This is a genomic window from Methylomonas koyamae (assembly GCF_019669905.1).
Taxonomy (GTDB): Bacteria; Pseudomonadota; Gammaproteobacteria; order Methylococcales; family Methylomonadaceae; genus Methylomonas; species Methylomonas koyamae.
On the sequence record NZ_AP019777.1, the window covers coordinates 4,150,620 to 4,167,289 of the forward strand.

The 16,670-nt window shown below is 56.7% G+C and carries 15 protein-coding genes; 9 read left to right on the top strand and 6 right to left on the bottom strand.

Features of this window, described 5'->3' with window-relative positions; translation table 11 throughout:
- Nucleotides 1-1,437 (top strand): Asp-tRNA(Asn)/Glu-tRNA(Gln) amidotransferase subunit GatB, encoded by a 1,437-nt coding sequence (gene gatB / locus MKFW12EY_RS18710; RefSeq protein ID WP_054761072.1) that lies wholly within the window; start codon nucleotides 1-3, stop codon nucleotides 1,435-1,437.
- Between the two features lie 96 nt (nucleotides 1,438-1,533).
- Here gatB and mtoX read toward each other — a convergent pair whose 3' ends face one another.
- The 4 genes from mtoX to MKFW12EY_RS18730 form a co-directional block, all read right to left on the bottom strand.
- The gene (gene mtoX / locus MKFW12EY_RS18715) at nucleotides 1,534-2,847 is read right to left on the bottom strand and encodes a methanethiol oxidase (RefSeq protein ID WP_054761074.1); all 1,314 of its coding nucleotides are present in this window, start codon (nucleotides 2,845-2,847) and stop codon (nucleotides 1,534-1,536) included.
- 170 nt (nucleotides 2,848-3,017) lie between these two features.
- Nucleotides 3,018-3,290, bottom strand: coding sequence for a DUF4242 domain-containing protein (locus MKFW12EY_RS18720; RefSeq protein ID WP_054761076.1), 273 nt, complete (start codon nucleotides 3,288-3,290; stop codon nucleotides 3,018-3,020).
- A gap of 179 nt (nucleotides 3,291-3,469) precedes the next feature.
- Entirely contained in the window at nucleotides 3,470-4,042 is a 573-nt protein-coding gene (locus MKFW12EY_RS18725) for an AbiU2 domain-containing protein (RefSeq protein ID WP_157199327.1), read from the bottom strand.
- 18 nt (nucleotides 4,043-4,060) lie between these two features.
- Entirely contained in the window at nucleotides 4,061-4,657 is a 597-nt protein-coding gene (locus MKFW12EY_RS18730) for a TetR/AcrR family transcriptional regulator (protein WP_221053547.1), read from the bottom strand.
- 168 nt (nucleotides 4,658-4,825) lie between these two features.
- On the opposite strand from MKFW12EY_RS18730, the gene dcd reads away from it, so the two are divergent.
- From dcd to MKFW12EY_RS18750, 4 genes are all read left to right on the top strand, one after another.
- Nucleotides 4,826-5,392, top strand: a complete 567-nt coding sequence (dcd, locus tag MKFW12EY_RS18735) for a dCTP deaminase (protein ID WP_054761080.1) — start codon at nucleotides 4,826-4,828, stop codon at nucleotides 5,390-5,392.
- Between the two features lie 39 nt (nucleotides 5,393-5,431).
- A complete protein-coding gene (locus MKFW12EY_RS18740; RefSeq protein WP_221053548.1) occupies nucleotides 5,432-8,647 on the top strand; it encodes a phosphorylase b kinase regulatory subunit alpha/beta in 3,216 nt (1,071 codons plus the stop codon).
- 7 nt (nucleotides 8,648-8,654) lie between these two features.
- Nucleotides 8,655-9,638, top strand: a complete 984-nt coding sequence (gene glk, locus MKFW12EY_RS18745) for a glucokinase (RefSeq protein ID WP_054761083.1) — start codon at nucleotides 8,655-8,657, stop codon at nucleotides 9,636-9,638.
- Nucleotides 9,639-9,754: 116 nt separating this feature from the next.
- Nucleotides 9,755-12,178 (top strand): sensor domain-containing protein, encoded by a 2,424-nt coding sequence (locus tag MKFW12EY_RS18750; RefSeq protein ID WP_221053549.1) that lies wholly within the window; start codon nucleotides 9,755-9,757, stop codon nucleotides 12,176-12,178.
- Between the two features lie 87 nt (nucleotides 12,179-12,265).
- Here the strand turns inward: MKFW12EY_RS18750 and MKFW12EY_RS18755 are convergent, their stop codons facing one another.
- Entirely contained in the window at nucleotides 12,266-12,646 is a 381-nt protein-coding gene (locus MKFW12EY_RS18755) for a porin family protein (RefSeq protein ID WP_054761091.1), read from the bottom strand.
- 178 nt (nucleotides 12,647-12,824) lie between these two features.
- Nucleotides 12,825-13,820, bottom strand: coding sequence for a hypothetical protein (locus tag MKFW12EY_RS18760; RefSeq protein ID WP_054761094.1), 996 nt, complete (start codon nucleotides 13,818-13,820; stop codon nucleotides 12,825-12,827).
- Nucleotides 13,821-14,101: 281 nt separating this feature from the next.
- Here MKFW12EY_RS18760 and MKFW12EY_RS18765 point away from each other — a divergent pair, with 281 nt between their 5' ends.
- From MKFW12EY_RS18765 to MKFW12EY_RS18780, 4 genes are read left to right on the top strand one after another with little or no spacing between them, the layout of a single operon-like run.
- Complete coding sequence (locus MKFW12EY_RS18765) at nucleotides 14,102-14,656, top strand: flavodoxin (protein ID WP_221053550.1); 555 nt, start codon at nucleotides 14,102-14,104, stop codon at nucleotides 14,654-14,656.
- A 2-nt stretch (nucleotides 14,657-14,658) separates the two neighbouring features.
- A complete protein-coding gene (locus MKFW12EY_RS18770) occupies nucleotides 14,659-15,438 on the top strand; it encodes a 4Fe4S-binding leucine-rich repeat protein (RefSeq protein WP_245006355.1) in 780 nt (259 codons plus the stop codon).
- The gene (locus tag MKFW12EY_RS18775) at nucleotides 15,428-16,105 is read left to right on the top strand and encodes a hypothetical protein (RefSeq protein WP_054761096.1); all 678 of its coding nucleotides are present in this window, start codon (nucleotides 15,428-15,430) and stop codon (nucleotides 16,103-16,105) included. The genes MKFW12EY_RS18770 and MKFW12EY_RS18775 overlap by 11 nt, the downstream gene beginning before the upstream one ends.
- A 17-nt stretch (nucleotides 16,106-16,122) precedes the next feature.
- Entirely contained in the window at nucleotides 16,123-16,578 is a 456-nt protein-coding gene (locus MKFW12EY_RS18780) for an ankyrin repeat domain-containing protein (RefSeq protein ID WP_054761126.1), read from the top strand.
- Nucleotides 16,579-16,670: the final 92 nt, after the last annotated feature.

The following is a 16,670-nucleotide window of genomic DNA, read 5'->3' on the forward strand; positions in this document are numbered from 1 at the left end:
ATGAGCTCACAATGGGAGGCCGTCATCGGCCTGGAAATCCACACCCAACTCTCGACCAAATCGAAAATCTTTTCCGGCGCGGCGACCGCCTACGGCGCCGAACCCAACACCCAAGCCTGCGCGGTCGATTTGGGACTGCCCGGCGTATTGCCGGTACTCAACGAAGACGCCGTGCGCAAGGCCGTGACTTTCGGCTTAGCCATCGACGCCGAAATCGCCCCGCACTCGGTGTTCGCCCGTAAGAATTACTTCTACCCCGACTTGCCCAAAGGCTACCAGATCAGTCAGTTCGAGTTGCCCATCGTCGGCAACGGCCACCTGGACATCGAAGTCGACGGCGTCGAAAAACGCATCGGCATAACTCGCGCTCACCTGGAAGAAGACGCCGGCAAATCGCTGCACGAGGATTTCCACGGCCTGACCGGCATAGACCTCAACCGCGCCGGTACGCCGTTGCTGGAAATCGTCTCCGAGCCCGACATGCGTTCGGCGAAGGAAGCCGTGGCTTACATGCGCAAACTGCACGAACTGGTGCGCTATCTGGAAATTTGCGACGGCAACATGCAGGAAGGTTCGTTCCGCTGCGATGCCAACGTCTCGGTGCGCCCAAAAGGTCAAAAAGAGTTCGGCACCCGCGCCGAAATCAAGAACATCAACTCCTTCAAGTTCGTCGAAAAAGCCATCAATCACGAAATCGAACGCCAAATCGACGTCATCGAAGGCGGCGGCAAAGTCGTGCAGGAAACCCGTTTATACGACGCCAACAAGGACGAAACCCGCTCGATGCGCAGCAAGGAAGAAGCCAACGACTACCGCTATTTCCCCGATCCGGACCTGTTGCCGGTGGTGATCGAAGAAAACCTGAAAACCGAAATCCGCGCCACGCTGCCGGAACTGCCCGGCGCCAAGAAAAGCCGATTCATCGCGCAATACGGTATGGACGGCGAAAGCGCCGCGACCCTGACCTCATCGCGTGAATTGGCGGACTTTTACGAAAAAGTCGCCGCCGAATCAGGCGAAGCCAAATTGGCAGCCAACTGGTTGACCGGCGATGTGCTGGGCGCGTTGAACAAAGCCGGCCTGGAAATCGGCGCTTGCCCGGTCAGCGCCGAGCGTTTGGCGGGCCTGCTGAAACGTATCGCCGACAACACCATATCCGGCAAGACCGCCAAACAAGTGTTCGACAAATTGTGGAACGGCAGCGAATCGGCCGATGAGATCATCGAAAAAGAAGGCTTGAAGCAAATCACCGACACCGGTGCCATCGAAGCGATTGTCGACAAAGTCATTGCCGCCAATCCGGTGCCGGTCGAGCAATATCTGGCCGGCAAGGACAAGGCGCTAATGGCTTTGGTCGGCCAGATCATGAAGGAAACCCAGGGCAAGGCTAATCCGGCTGAAGTCAACAAAATGTTGATTGCCAAGCTGAAAAGCTAAGCGTTGCGGCTCCCCCGTTAAACAGGGGAGCCGCAGCAAAACCGCCATTCCCACTTACCCCTCGCATAATCCGGGAGCGGTCAGTGGGCCAACCCCTTATTTCGGCGTTTTACCGTACAAAGCGTAAGCGCCGAAACGCATCTGGTGCGCCCTGCCCAGCTTCTCTTTGTTAAAGTCGATCGAGAATTGCTCGGTCAACTTGTCGCCGTCCCAGCTATAAGCCTTGAAATATTGCTCGTTGTCGGCGCCTTTCTTATCCCAATTCGCCAGTAGCGACGAGGTGTAATACAAGCGTTTGCCGTCCCAGCTCGACGACACCATGTTGACCTGGGCGCCGATTTTTTGCTCGAACACTTGTTTGGGATGGAATGGGTCGCTGATGTCGAAACGGCGGGTCTTGCCATCCATGAAGGTGTTGACCCACAAGGTCTTATCGTCGCTGGAAATGGAGATATCCACCGGCAGCGGGATTTTGGCCGGTTCGCCGATATCCGCCACATCCTTAGCTTGCCATTCGCCTTTGTCGTCCTGGTAAATCAGCCAGATTTTCGAGGTCAGCGCGGTGCTGGTGAAGCAATAGTTATGGGCTTCGTCCCAAGCGCAACGGATTTCCAACGGCGCGCCCGGCACGTCGAACACTTTTTTCGGCTGACGGCTGTGTAAATCCCATTGCACGACGGTATTGCCGAAGCGTTTCATCGCCTCCTGATCGTTCAACATCTTGCCGAAATCCATCATGTAATTCGACCAGCCGGTGAACGACGAAGTCAGCATCAGGTTTTTGCGCGGCAAGGCCCGCACGTCGTAGTTATAACCATCGGCGTATTTACCGGATTTGATTGCACCTTGCAGATTGTCGTCGGTCGGCAACCAATAGGTGGCGATGTAGTCGCCGGCATTGCTGTACTCCACAATTGCAGTGCGGCCACCGTGGTCTTTGTTATTCGACAGGCCGGTGATGACCATCCGCCCCGGCAAGGCATACAAGCTGTGTGGGCCGACCACGCCGCCGCTCTTGGCGACGAAATCGGTGATGGTTTTGGTCAGTTTGGGTTTGGCCGGATCGGTCGCCACGTCGAAGATGAAGATCTTGTTGGTATCCAAACCGCCGGCCCACAGAAAGCGGCGGTCGTCGGTAAAGTCGGAATGATGCGCTTCGTTGCGGCCGCCGACCGACAGGCTGGCAACCACTTTGCCGTATTGTTTGGACTTTGGATTCACATCGACGGTGACCAGCTTGTCCTGCTCGTCGCCGACGCCTTCCGCGCCCAAAGTCCAGATGTAAACGAAATCCTCCTGGCCGGTAATTTTCGCCATGTACGGCGAGGCGCAGGTTTCGTCGGCGCTGGCGGACAAGCTGGCGCTGCCGAGCAACAGCGCGGCGGTAAAAGTGCTGAGTTTAAAGTTCATAAAGCTCTCTCCCCCGAGAAGGTGTATTGGTGGTGTAGGCCGGAATAAGCGTTAGCGTTTCCGGCAGAAATTTAAAGTGGCTGCGTCGAATAGCTTGCCGGAAACGCCTGGCGGCTGATTCCGGCCTACTGTTTGACCTGGCAAATAGGCGCGAGGCAATCTAATATCGCTCAATCGGCCGTAGTCGGATCGATCATGGTCTTGATTTCCTCGATCCGGTTGGCCGGAAACCCGCCTTGTTCGGCGTGTTCCCGAATCGCTTGTTCGTTGTCGGCGATGTAGATGCAATACACCTTGTCGCCGGTTACGTAGCTGTGCAGCCATTGAATGCGCGGCCCCATTTCGCGCAGCACGCCGCAGGATTTTTGGGAAATGCCTTGCAGCTCGGCGGGCGTCAGTTTGCCAGCACCGGGAATGTCACGTTCGATAAGATATTTGGGCATGATGATCTCCTAATAAATGACCGGTCGTCTAATTTGCCGGCGTTAAAAAATGCTGCCAGGCGGGCAGCGCATATTCTGATACATGTAGATATGCCAACGTTAGCAGAAGCATCTATCGGGAGCGACGTGCTCACTTTGTTCAGCACATCCTACGACCCTCGAATTTGACAGAGGGCCAATTATTGTTCCTTGTCAAATATTGGTGGCTTAATCGTAGCAAGAAAAGCCTCTACATCATTCTTTACCAGATCATCGAATGGCCACGGACCGCCAATAGCCTCGTTATGAACGATATTCACAAACTCTTGTAAATATTGAAAATATATTTCATCTTCTCCTTTGGCAAACTTTCCTAAAGTCGCGCCTGCAACTATTGAAGCGAGGTCATTATGAGACAGCACTTGGTTGCGTACATCGCGAAGTTGCAGGGCAAATGTATTCAACTTTTCTTCAAGTCGCTTAAGTTTTTCCAAAACATCCGGTTTCCAACCACCATAGACCATGATGTATTCGAGACTAAGCGTAATTTTACCGCTCACAACAGCGCGATCATGCAGCTTGACCACCTGTAATAGAGAATATTCCTGACTGATAATGCTTAATCTGAGTAACTCGTCGCCCGCCCATGATTTAAAAAGTTCTGGACCTCGCGGGTTGTCGTCGAACAACTCGCGGTGATTGAGCCATGTTTCGTAAGCCCATCCACATAATTTGCAAAACTCAATGATCACCGAAGCTGACAATGCGGACATCAAGAGACCTAATATTCTTTAAGCAGTAAAATAATCATCCAACAACTCCCGACAAACCTCCTGCAACGGCTCGACCGATTGCTCGACCTTCATCCTCAATAACGCCCCCTGCCAGCCGTTCAGCATCAAATCCGCCATGCTTTTCGCGGTCTTGTCGGTGCGTACCCTGCCGTCTTTCTGACCACGCTCCAAAGCAGTTTTCTGCAAATCGGCGTAGCGGCCGACCGCTTCGAGCAGGGCGTCGCGGCACAGCGGGCTGGTATCGCCAATCTCGCCCATCAGATTGCCCAGCAGGCAGCCGCCCTTGAAACCGGTTTGCGCGACTTCGTCTATCAGTTCGGCGTAATACGCCTGCAACGCCCCTAGGCCGTCCAACTCGGGGTTTTGCAAATGGCCGGACAATCGCTGGATAAACGGCTCGATGTAATGCTTGACGGCCTCGGCGGCGAATTCTTCCTTGCTGCCGAAATAGGCATAAAACGAACCCTTTGGGATTTGCACCGCCTCCAGAATTTCTTTCAAGCCGGTGGCGTGGTAGCCCTTTTCCAATAATAAGCTGACGCCCCGGTCGAGCAATTTTTCCCGCTTGATTTGTTTAGGCTTCAACATCGTCATGCTCAGATTATGCGACCGGTCGTCTAATTTGTAAATCAGTTTTTTCTAATTCTTTAATGGTCGCTACCAACGCCATCGGCAAACAGCGTCGGGCCAGGCAATTAGCGATTTTTCGGCTTCATTATGTTATGTTGCAGCTTTGTTTCCGTTTACCGATAAACCAGCCACATGAGCATCAAATCAGACCAATGGATTCGCCGCATGTCCGAGCAACACGGCATGATCGAGCCGTTTCAGGCCGGCCAGATCCGCGAATCCTCCCAGGGCCGCATTATTTCCTACGGCACCTCCAGCTACGGCTACGACGTCCGCTGCTCCAACGAATTCAAAATCTTCACCAACATCAATTCTACGATCGTCGATCCGAAAGATTTCGACGAAGCCAGCTTCGTCGACGTCAAATCCGATGTCTGCATCATTCCGCCCAATTCGTTCGCGCTGGCGCGCACCGTCGAATATTTCCGGATTCCGCGCGACGTGTTGGTGGTGTGCCTGGGCAAATCGACTTACGCCCGCTGCGGCATTATCGTTAACGTTACGCCGCTGGAGCCGGAATGGGAAGGCCACGTAACATTAGAGTTCTCGAACACCACACCGCTGCCGGCCAAAATCTACGCCAACGAAGGCGTCGCGCAAATGTTGTTTTTCGGCGGCGACGAAGTCTGCGCAACCTCGTATAAAGACAGGGGCGGCAAATACCAGGGCCAGACCGGAGTCACCCTACCCAAAGCCTGAGCGGCATCCCGCCGTTTTAACTTCACCTGGGATAACGACATGACGTCTACCAGTACATCCGAAACGCTCGACAGCTACTACTGCCAAGTCCACGACATCATTCTGCAGCGGCAGGACTGGATCAGCGGCCTGCTGCCGGCCAGCACCGCGGTCACCACCCACGGCAATTACACCGACGCCTGGGTCCGCGATAACGTTTACAGCATTCTGGCGGCCTGGGGTTTGGCTTTGGCCTACCGCAAAACGGCAGACCAGCAGGAACGCGCTTACCTGCTGGAACAGAGCGTGGTCAAGTTGATGCGCGGCTTGCTGATTGCGATGATGCGCCAGGCTGACAAAGTCGAAAAATTCAAGCACAGCCAAGACCCGCTCGATGCCTTGCACGCCAAGTACAACACCCACACCGGAGAAGTCGTGGTCGGCGACAGCGAATGGGGCCATCTGCAACTGGACGCCACCTCGCTGTTTTTGTTGATGCTGGCGCAAATGACGGCATCCGGCTTACGCATCGTGTTTACGATAGACGAAGTCAACTTCGTGCAGAATCTGGTGCACTACATCAGCCGCGCCTACCGTACCCCGGATTACGGCATTTGGGAGCGCGGCAACAAGATGAACCTCGGCATCGCCGAACTCAACGCCAGCTCGATCGGCATGGCCAAAGCCGCATTGGAGGCCATGTCCGGCTTCAATCTGTTCGGCAAGGACGGCGGCCAGACCGCCGTGATCCACGTCATCAGCGACGACATCGCCCGCAGCCGAATCACGCTGGAATCGCTACTGCCGCGGGAATCGATTTCCAAGGAAGTCGATTCGGCCGTATTGAGCGTGACCGGTTTTCCGGCCTTCGCCGTCGACAACCCGGAACTACGCGCCCGCACCGAGCGGCTGATCGTCGAGAAACTGCAAGGCCGTTACGGCTGCAAACGCTTCCTGCTCGACGGCCACCAAACCGCGATCGAAGACCACCAACGCCTGCATTACGAGCCCAGCGAATTGAAGCAATTCATGGATATCGAATGCGAATGGCCGCTGTTCTTCTGCTACCTGTTACTGAACAAGTTGTTTGCCGGCGACAGCGAAGGCGTCGGCGACTACCGGCGTAAACTGGAGGACTTGTTGGTGGAACACAACGGCCAATGGCTGTTGCCGGAACTGTATATTGTGCCGGAACATGCCATCGCCGCCGAAAAACGCCACCCGCACAGCCAAGCCCGGGTCGCCAACGAAAACGTACCGCTGGTTTGGGCGCAAAGTCTGTACATCCTCGGCGGACTGCTACAGGACGGCTTGATCGGCCTGGACGATATCGACCCATTGGGCCGTTACAAGGCAAACCGGCTCCACGCCGCCGCCACCGTGCAAATCGCTTTGTTAGCCGAAGACGACGAGGTTCGCGACGAATTGCGCGGCTTGGGCATTCCGGCGCAGACCTTGACCGAAATCGCGCCGATTCAGGTCCGCGACGCCAGCGAATTGGCGGCCGCTTACCACCAGGTCGGCCGTAACGACCGCATCGGTCTGACCGGCCGGCCGTTGCGGCAATTGCGCGCGCTGTCGACCTCCAAACTGTATTTGTTGGCCGGCGAACCGCTGCTGTTCCTGCCGCAATTCATGAGCCAGAAGGGGTTCTATCTGGCAATGGACAACCAACTGCTGATCCAACGCCTACGCATGGAGCTGACCTACCTCAGCAACCATTGCGACAGCGCGGCGCCGCCGTTGCTGGCCATCAATGTCCGCCACAATATGCTGCACAGCGCCGACCGCGAGGTGCTGTTGGATTTCATCGAGCAATTGCGTCGGGGCAAACTGGAAGGCGTCCGCGCCTCGCTGGGCTTGCTGACCGAACTGGTCGCATCGGCCGCCCGCGAACGTATCGGCCACCTGCACGATTTCAAATTCTCCGAAGCCAGTTGGGAAGAAAGCGAACGCCCTTTCGCCCAGGTTTTGCCCGACGGCGATACCAGTGCGCAAGCCATCGACAACCTGTTGGTGACCGAATGGGAAATCGGCGGCGACGACCAGTTGATCGATTTATTGCAGACCAACCCCAACCTGTACGCCCAGTTGGAAGCGCTAAGCCTGTTGTGTCAGCGCCACGGGCTGGAGTTCGATACCGGCCTGCGCAACAGCGAAGGCACACCCTGCCTGGTGCGCGACCTGCTGGAGGAAGTCTACGCCCGCGCCGGAGATTGCCACGCCTGGTATGCGGTACGCCGCTGCGCCGGCTTATTGGGAAAATACGATATCAATCTGGAGCAGGCCGCCACCGAAATGCTGGTCCGCCAACATGGCCTGACGGTGGGCCGTGCATACAGCGGCAAAGCCACATTGCGCCGGCCGACCGATTCCTGGCAAATTCTGGAAACGATCCGCACCTTCAACCCCGGCGACAGCAGCCAGCAAATCATCATCCAGGAGTTGATCATCTACCTGGGCATGCTGATCAAACTGAAACCCACGCTGTTCGCCGACACCCACACCATTCGCGTCGGCCATATCCTGCAATTGATCATCGCCCGCTACAAACGCGTGCACAGTTCTTCGCTGGACCAGGCTTTCAACGACATACTGTCGCTGCCGCCGCACCAAGTGGCGACGCTGGCACAGGAAACGCTGGAAGACTACAACAACAGCGAAAACCAGCTCGGCCAAGTAGAAACCCTGAATTACGAAGGCCCGCAGCGCGATTTGGCCGCCGCCCGCTTCCCGGAAACGATGGACCCGAAAGACCGCGCCGACGCCGAGGATTGGTATGCCTGGCGCGAGCAGCAAGGCAGCGTCGGCCGCGAGAACGAAGCGTTTTTCAGCGGTTTGTGGAGCTTACTGCACCACTGCAAGGGCTTGATGGTCGGTGAGAAATACAACAGCAAACGCCGTATCGACAGCGAAATGATGCTGGCGCAAATGACGGCCGGCGAGCAGACCTTCCGCCTGCACATCAACCATATTTTGAACAAAATTCAGGCGCCGGTGTATCGGCAATTGAGCGTGGAGGCACTGCGCGCGCTGGCCTCCATCGTCAAGGAAAATCCGGATTTGTATATCGACGATACGCTGGTCACCGACATTCTGATCGGCCACGCGGTGCGGATCAGTTGGCTACAACGGCATCCGCAATACCGCGACCACTACGAAGAATGCGTCTCGCTGGCTTGGCAGGCTTTCTACCAATTGCCGCCGCACGCGGTTGCCAATGCGATACTCGACGCCTTGATCCACCTGCTCAACAACGCCAACCCAACTGAGTGAGGACATTATGATTCTAGCCGGCGACATCGGCGGAACCAAAACGGTTCTGGCCTTAATCGAAATCCTGGGCGACGGCTCGTTGAATTGCCGGCGCGAACAAACCTTCGCCAGCGGCGAATTCGCCGACTTCGACGAGATTCTGGCTCTGTTTCTGAACGGCACGCCTGCCGTCGCCGCCGCCTGTTTCGGCATCGCCGGCCCGGTGTTGAACCAGCGCTGCCAAACCACTAACCTGCCCTGGCTGCTGGACGGCGCCGAATTGAAACGGCGCCTGGGTACTGAGCGGGTCAAGTTACTGAACGATCTGGAAGCGATGGCCATCGGCATGCTGCATTTACCGGCGCAGGATTTTATCGAGCTGAATCCCGGCGCCGAAACCCAAATCGGCAACGTGGCCGTGATCGCCGCCGGCACCGGACTCGGCGAAGCGATTTTGCATTGGGACGGCAACGCGTTCCACCCGATAGCCACCGAAGGCGGCCATTGCGATTTCGCGCCGCAGAACCCGCAGCAAGACCGCTTGCTGGCCTACTTGCGGCAAAAATATCCGGCCCACGTCAGTTGGGAACGGGTATTGTCCGGTCTCGGTTTCAGCAATATCTACGACTTTTTGGTCGATAGCCGCTTTGCCCCGCCCTGCCCGGCGGTTCCGGCCCCGGCCGACGCGGCCGGCGTAGACCGTAATGCCTTGATTTCGCGGCTGGGCGTGGACGGCGAAGACCCGGCTTGCCGGGAAACCGTGCGCCTATTCGCCGAATTGTACGGCGCCGAGACCGGCAATCTGGCGCTGAAAGCCTTCGCCACCGGCGGCATCTTCATTGGCGGCGGCATCGGCCCGAAAATCCGCCCGGTGCTGGAATCCGGCGAGTTTCTGCAGGCCTTCGTCGCCAAGGGCCGGTTTCACGCCATGTTATCCAAAGTATCGGTCAAGCTGGCGCTGAACCCGCGCACGCCGCTGTTGGGAGCCATGCACTACTACGCCGCAGGCTAAAGCCGTTTTAACAAACCGCGCATATCCTCGCCAAATCCGCCAAATCGGCTAGGCTTAAGCGATTCGTTCGCGTTAAAGGCCTAAGCCGAAGCCTGCGCCCTACCCCTTTCGCCGCCATGCTTCATTCAGAGCAGAACCCAAGCCAACTGCGCCAGTCGCTAGCCATCCTGCAGGCCGCACTCGACTCTACGGCCGACGCCATCCTGGTTATCGACGCCGCCGGGCGAGTCGCGGCGTTCAATCCGCAATTCAAACGGATTTGGGGAATAGCCGACACCAGCTTGAACGTTGGCGACTCTGCGGAATCGCTGCGTTACATTTTCGGCCAACTGAAACAAGCCGACGAATTTCTGCGCCGCGTCGACGCCATTTACCGCGAGTCGAAACTACGGCATTACCAGGAACTCGAGTTCAAAGACGGCCGCATCATAGAGAGCTACTACCAGCCGCAAATCGCCGACGGCGAGACCGTCGCCCGGGTTTGGAGTTTCCGCGACATCACCGAACAAAAAAACTCGCGCCGGCGCTTGGCCCAGCTCAGTTTCGGCATGGACCAAATGCAGGATAGCGCCTATTTGATCGCGGAAGACGCCCGCTTCCTGTACATCAACAACCAATCCTGCAAAACCTTGGGCTACAGCCACCGGGAGTTGTTGCAGATGTGCGTATTCGATATCGACCCGTTGTTTCCGAAAGCGGTTTGGAGCGAGCATTGGCTGGAATTGAAAAGCCGGCGCTCGGTAACCGTGGAAACGCTGCACCAAACTAAGAACGGCGAGATTTTGCCGGTCGAAGTGGTCGCCAATTATTTCGAATACGGCAACGTCGGCTACAACCTGGCGATCGCCCGCGACATCCGCGAACGCAAGCGGGTCGAGGAAGCCCTGCAACAAGCCGCATTGATTTACCAACACAGCAGCGAGGCGATGCTGCTGGCCGATGCCGACGACCGCATTCTGACTATCAATCCGGCATTCACCGCCATTACCGGTTACGAAGCGGACGAAGTGGTCGGCAAACACATCGGTCTGTTGAACCGGGACATTCATAGCGAGGCGATGTGGCAAGCGATCCGCAAGGACGGCCATTGGCGCGGCGAAGTGTGGGATAAACGCAAAAACGGCGAGAGTTTCGCCAAAGCCTTGACCGTCAATACCATATTCGACGCCAACCGCCAGGTCCACCGGCGCATGGCCTTGTTCTCCGACATCACCGAAAAGAAGCAGGCCGAAGGCCTGATCTGGCAGCAGGCCAACTTCGATCCGCTGACGCAATTGCCGAACCGGCGTATGTTTCACGACCGGCTCGGCCACGACATCAAAAAAGCAAAACGCGAATTCAGCCGGCTGGCGGTGTTGTTCATCGATCTGGATTTGTTCAAGGAAGTGAACGATACCCTGGGGCACGATATGGGCGACCGCTTGCTGCAGATCGCCGCCCAACGCATCGTCGCCAGCGTCCGCGAAACCGATACGGTCGCCCGGCTGGGCGGCGACGAATTTACCGTCATTCTCGGCGAGGTCGGCGACCCCAGCAACGTGGAGCGCATCGCCCGGGACCTGTTGGAGCGGATGACCGAATGCTTCGAGCTGGGCAACGAAGTCGCTTACATTTCGACCAGCATCGGCATCGCATTTTTTCCGGACGACGCCGGCGACCTGAAATCGCTGCTGAAGCATGCCGACCAAGCCATGTACGAAGCCAAACGCCTGGGCCGCAACCAATACTGTTTTTTCATTCCGGCCATGCAGGAAGCTGCCCAATCCCGGCTGCGCCTGAGCAACGATTTGCGCCATGCCGTGGCCGACGGCCAGTTCTTTTTGTGTTACCAACCTATTGTGGAATTGGCCAGCGGCCGAGTCCGCAAAGCCGAAGCGCTGATCCGCTGGAGCCACCCGCAGCGCGGCATCGTCAGCCCATCCGAATTCATCCCGATCGCCGAGGAAACCGGACTGATCTGCCAAATCGGCAACTGGACCTTTCAACAGGCCGCCAAACAACTTCTAGTCTGGCAGGCTTCGATCGACCCCGGCTTTCAAATTACCATCAATAAATCGCCGGTGCAGTTCCGCAACGAGCGCGACAGCCACCGCGACTGGCGCGACCAATTGCAAGCCCTGAATCTGGCGGGCAACAGTATCGTTATCGAAATTACCGAGGGCTTGTTGCTGGAAGCCAGCGGCAGCGTCGCCGAGCAATTATTGGCTTTCCGCGACGCCGGGATCCAGGTGTCGCTGGACGACTTCGGCACCGGTTATTCGTCGTTGTCGTATTTGAAGAAATTCGATATCGATTACATCAAGATCGACCAAAGCTTCGTCCGCAACCTGGCGGCGGGCTCCGACGACATGGCGCTGTGCGAGGCCATCATCGTCATGGCCCATAAATTGGGGATTAGGGTGGTCGCGGAGGGCATCGAGACCGGCAACCAGTGCGAATTGCTGGCAGCCGCCGGTTGCGATTACGGCCAAGGCTATTTGTTTGCCAGACCGCTGCCGGCTGCAGACTTCGAACGCCTATTGGTCGAAACGGCGAATTGAGAATGGGGCAGTAAGGCGAAACGGCGGACGCCGAATCGTCAGAAGCGCCGCCGGGCGGTTAAACCCGGCGACAGAACGGCAGGCCGATTAGTGAGCGGCCAGATAGACTTTCAACATTTCTTTATACAGATCCAGCGTGGCTTTCAACGATGCGGGGCCGTTAGCGTCGCCTTTTTCGATTTCGTCGCGCGCGACTTTCAGTTTGTCACCGGCTTTTTGGCGCAAACGCTCGGTTTGTTCGTAACGGAATTCTTTTTGCAACTGGCGTACTTCGCCCAGCGCTTTCAACACTTCGGCTTTGTCGGCGCCCTTATCCAACAAACTGACCGCTTCCTCGACTTTGGCCACGGTGCCTTCGGCAGCGGCACGTACCTTAGCGTCTCCTGCGCTGTTGGCATTGGCGGATGTGGAAACCAACGCCGCGGCGATCACCAGAAATGAAGCCAAGGTTTTTTTAACAATATTCATACGATTCCTAATCAATTGGTATTTAAGGTGTTTTCAATTACCACATTAAAACTACAAAATTGTGACTGCATATTTTAATCCGGCAGCTTGTTCAAGCAGCTCCATACTACCATGGATTTTACAAATAACGGCAACATCGAAAAACAAATTAATTACCACAAATATTTAGAGGAATATATTATCCGCCAAGCAAGCCGTTAATATGCCTGATAAAACCGGTTTCGTTGACGAAAGTGATATCGTACATTTTGGTCAATCCCTGCACCTGCTCGTCGCTAACGCCCAACACCAGCAACAAAAAATTTTCCTTCGCGATCTCCAGCCGGCGCCGCATCTTGCCGTACTTCTCGATGAAGGGCCGAAACTCGCCGGATTTGCACTCGATGAAAACCGGAATTCGGCTATTAATCAGAAAAAATACATCCACCTCGTATTTATCGTCATTGGCGAATTGAATATTAAAACTGCGCAGACAGGAAAATAGGCCTTTATTTTCGTAACAATGTTTAAGCAGTTTCATAAATACGTACCATTCCAGCCATTCGCCGTTGAAAAATCCGGCAATGGCCGGAGCGGTCTGCAAGGTTAAATATGCTCGCTTTTCATTCTTGTTATAAAAATATTTGGCGAAAAACGAAAATTCGTACAGGTTTCGGCAAAACCCGGTAATAGTTTTAATATCGTTTTGGCTATGGTTGCTTAAATTCAAAACCACCGAAGTATAGTTATTACGCTGAGCCTTCCGAATCTTGTCCAACACCTGTTGCAAAACCGGAAAATTTTCGCCCAGCTCGACGGCAACCTCATCGAAAAAGCCCTGGGTATCGAGTGCGTCGTGATCGACTTCTACCCGGATATTCTTGCGTTCGAACCATTGGATAACCGGCTTGTACTGCATGCTGTTGGTCATCACCGCAGTATTATGCAAATCCAACTCTTCGTCTTTAGGCAAATATTTCGGAACGTTGGCGGCGGCCGGCATATTCTGCGCGGATTCCAGTTCCCGGTATTTCGCCAATAAGCCGCCGTATTTATCGATCAATTTTTTGATGAAGTCGACGCTATCGTAAATAGCCGCCGCCTGTTCGCACACCGGGCATTTCACGGTTTTACCCACGTGTTCCTGAGAAACTTCTCTGAGATAACCGCAATGGTTGCAGCGCAGAATTGCCATAACTAAACCTTACCTGACGATTTCCATTTACTACCGGGGCCGAACCGGCATCCAATTAACGCCGCAACTATAGCAACAATGTCGCGAATCGGCCCATTTTCGGGGCGATTGTCGCCTTAACTGCACCGACTCGGCGGAATCCGCCAAAGACCGAATACTATCCTATTGATCTAAAACAAAAATATCGCCACAAGTTATTCCTATCCACCTGGACCGATATTTGCTGAAGTTTCACAAACGGCTGCAAAGCCGAATTCGGCACATTCCATTACAGGTGACCTATGAGCAAAATCGGCATTTTTTTCGGCACCGACACCGGCAGCACCCGGCTAGTCGCTAAAAAGATATACAGCCTGTTGGGCGAAGAACTGGCGGACAAACCGAAAAACATCAACCGCGCCAGTCCCGAGGATTTGCTGAAATACGACGCGCTGATCCTGGGCACGCCAAGCTACGGCATTGGCGATTTGCCTGGCCTGGCCGCCGGCTGCCAGGAACGCAGTTGGCGCGAATTCGTCGGCTTGCTCGACGGCCACGGCTTCGCCGGCAAACGCGTGGCCTTGTTCGGTTTGGGCCATCAGGAACGCTATGCCTCGCGCTTCGCCAGCTCTTTGATTCAACTGTATCGGGTATTCTACGGCTACGGCGCCGACATCGTAGGCCGCTGGAGCAGCGAAGGCTACCGCTTCGAACATTCCGATGCCATCGTCGACGGCGAATTCGTCGGCCTGGTACTGGACCAACGCACCCAAGCCCATTTAACCGACGAACGGCTGCGGGTCTGGCTGGCGCAAATCACGCCGCAGTTGTTGCCGGTCATGGCCGAAGCGGCATAACGATGGCGATGCACAGTACCGAAGCGCAAGCCCCGGATCTAACCCCGCTGGCCGACTGCAACCAATGCGCGTACCGGGACACGCTGCTGGCTAACGAGGGCTGCAAACCGGGCGACGTCTGCATCCTCGCCCAAAGCGGCCGCCAAATCGACCGCTTCCTGAAACGGCACCCCGGCCTGGCCGGCCACTATATCGCCGACGAGTTCTGGGAGCGTCGTGCCATCGCCGCCCGCTATCTGCCGACCAATTTGTTGCGACCGCTGCTGAACGACCCCGACGAAGCGGTGCGCCGGGTGCTAGCCTACCGGGTGCCATTGGACTGGCTGCTGGAATTGCGCCAGGATAGCGACCGCGAAGTCCGGGTCACGGTTGCCGACCGGCTGCCGGAGACCCAATTGGAATTGATGGCCGACGATCTGGACTATCTGGTGCGCGCTTACGTGGCCAAACGCTTGCCGAAAGGCCGCCTGTTCCGTTTGGTGGCCGATCCGGACACCGAAGTGCGGCGCATCGTCGCCGAACGTATCCCCAGCGTCAGCCTGGGGCTGATGGCGGAAGACAAGGAGACCAACATCCGCCGCATCGTCGCCCAACGCATGGAGATCGAGGATTTAGCCTTGCTGAGCCGGGACCCGGATTGGACCGTCCGCTATGAAGTGGCCATCCGCGCCGAAGACGACTTACTGGCGCAACTGGCGGAAGACCCGGACCCGGAAGTCAGCCAAATTGCCCGGGACCGCCTTGCCAACCAACCCGAACGGCAGGCATCCGATGAGCGCTGAATTTTTAGTTGGCTTGACCTACGCCGACCGGCTGCGCTTGGCCGGCGAGGCCAGGCACGCCGCACTGGGCCAGCTATTCGATTCCGAGCTGGCATCGCTAACCTCCCTGATGGGACCGATGAGCGACGGTCCGGAATGGCCGGCCGGCGCCGCCTGGCTGGCGGCACGGCATGGCGCCAACGCCTGCGTGATTTCCGACGGCCTGTCCGATCCGTGGGTGGAACGCTACCGGCCGGAAACCGGCCTGGGTCTGGAAGTCTTCGTCGAAAGCCCCGATTCCGGCATCTCCAGCGACAGGCCGCTCAGCGCGTTGGCGGACAGTTGGTTGTTTCCAATGGCGGCCGAAGTCAGCCATACCCTGGCCGGACATCCGGTATTGTGCGAAAAGCTGGTGGCCGGCGAACCGCTGTCGCTGGAATTCAATATCGACCACATCAAAGACGGCCGCGGCCGGGTCGGCGCACTGTTGAGCCAGGTAGCCGGCGCTGCGGCCAACGCGGCGCTGCCCGGAGGCCAAATCCAGCTGATTGCAATTACCTTGCTGACCGGCGCCGAGTTGGCTTATTTGCGCGGCAAAGGCACTGCCGCCCGCCGGGAATTGCTGGCCGGCCTGGCCGCTGTCGGCAGCGGCCATCTGTCGTTATTGCACCGGCCTTCTCTGATTTAATGCGCGAGGTAGCAAAATTGAATCCATTCGAACAATGGCTGGAACAACGCGGCTTCGCCCCGTTGTCCGAGGTAACGGTCAACGGCTGCGGCGAACACGCTGTGATTTTGGCGGCACGCGAAGGCCGCAGCGACGTGTTGGCATATCTGATCCGGGAGCGCGGCGCTGACCTCGGCGTATGCGACGCTTACGGCAACAACGCACTGTGGGCGGCCTGTTTCGCCGAATCCGCCGAGTGCGTCGCCCTGCTGCTGCAAGCCGGCATCGACATCGATTACCAAAATCCCAGCGGTTCGACAGCGCTGATTTACGCCGCCTCGGCCGGCAAACACGCTATCGTCGCACAACTGCTGGCGGCCGGCGCCAATTGGCGTCTGACCACCGCAGACGATTTCAGCGCGCTGGACCTTGCCGCCAACCGCCAGTGTTTGCAAATACTGCGCGACCTCAGCCGCGGCGTCCGCGCCGACTGAATCGAAAGGTTCACCCACGCCGGAAGCCGCAAACGCAGCAGCAGCGAATTTTCCTGCAGCCGGCCTCGACCGCCGATCATGCTAAATGCCGA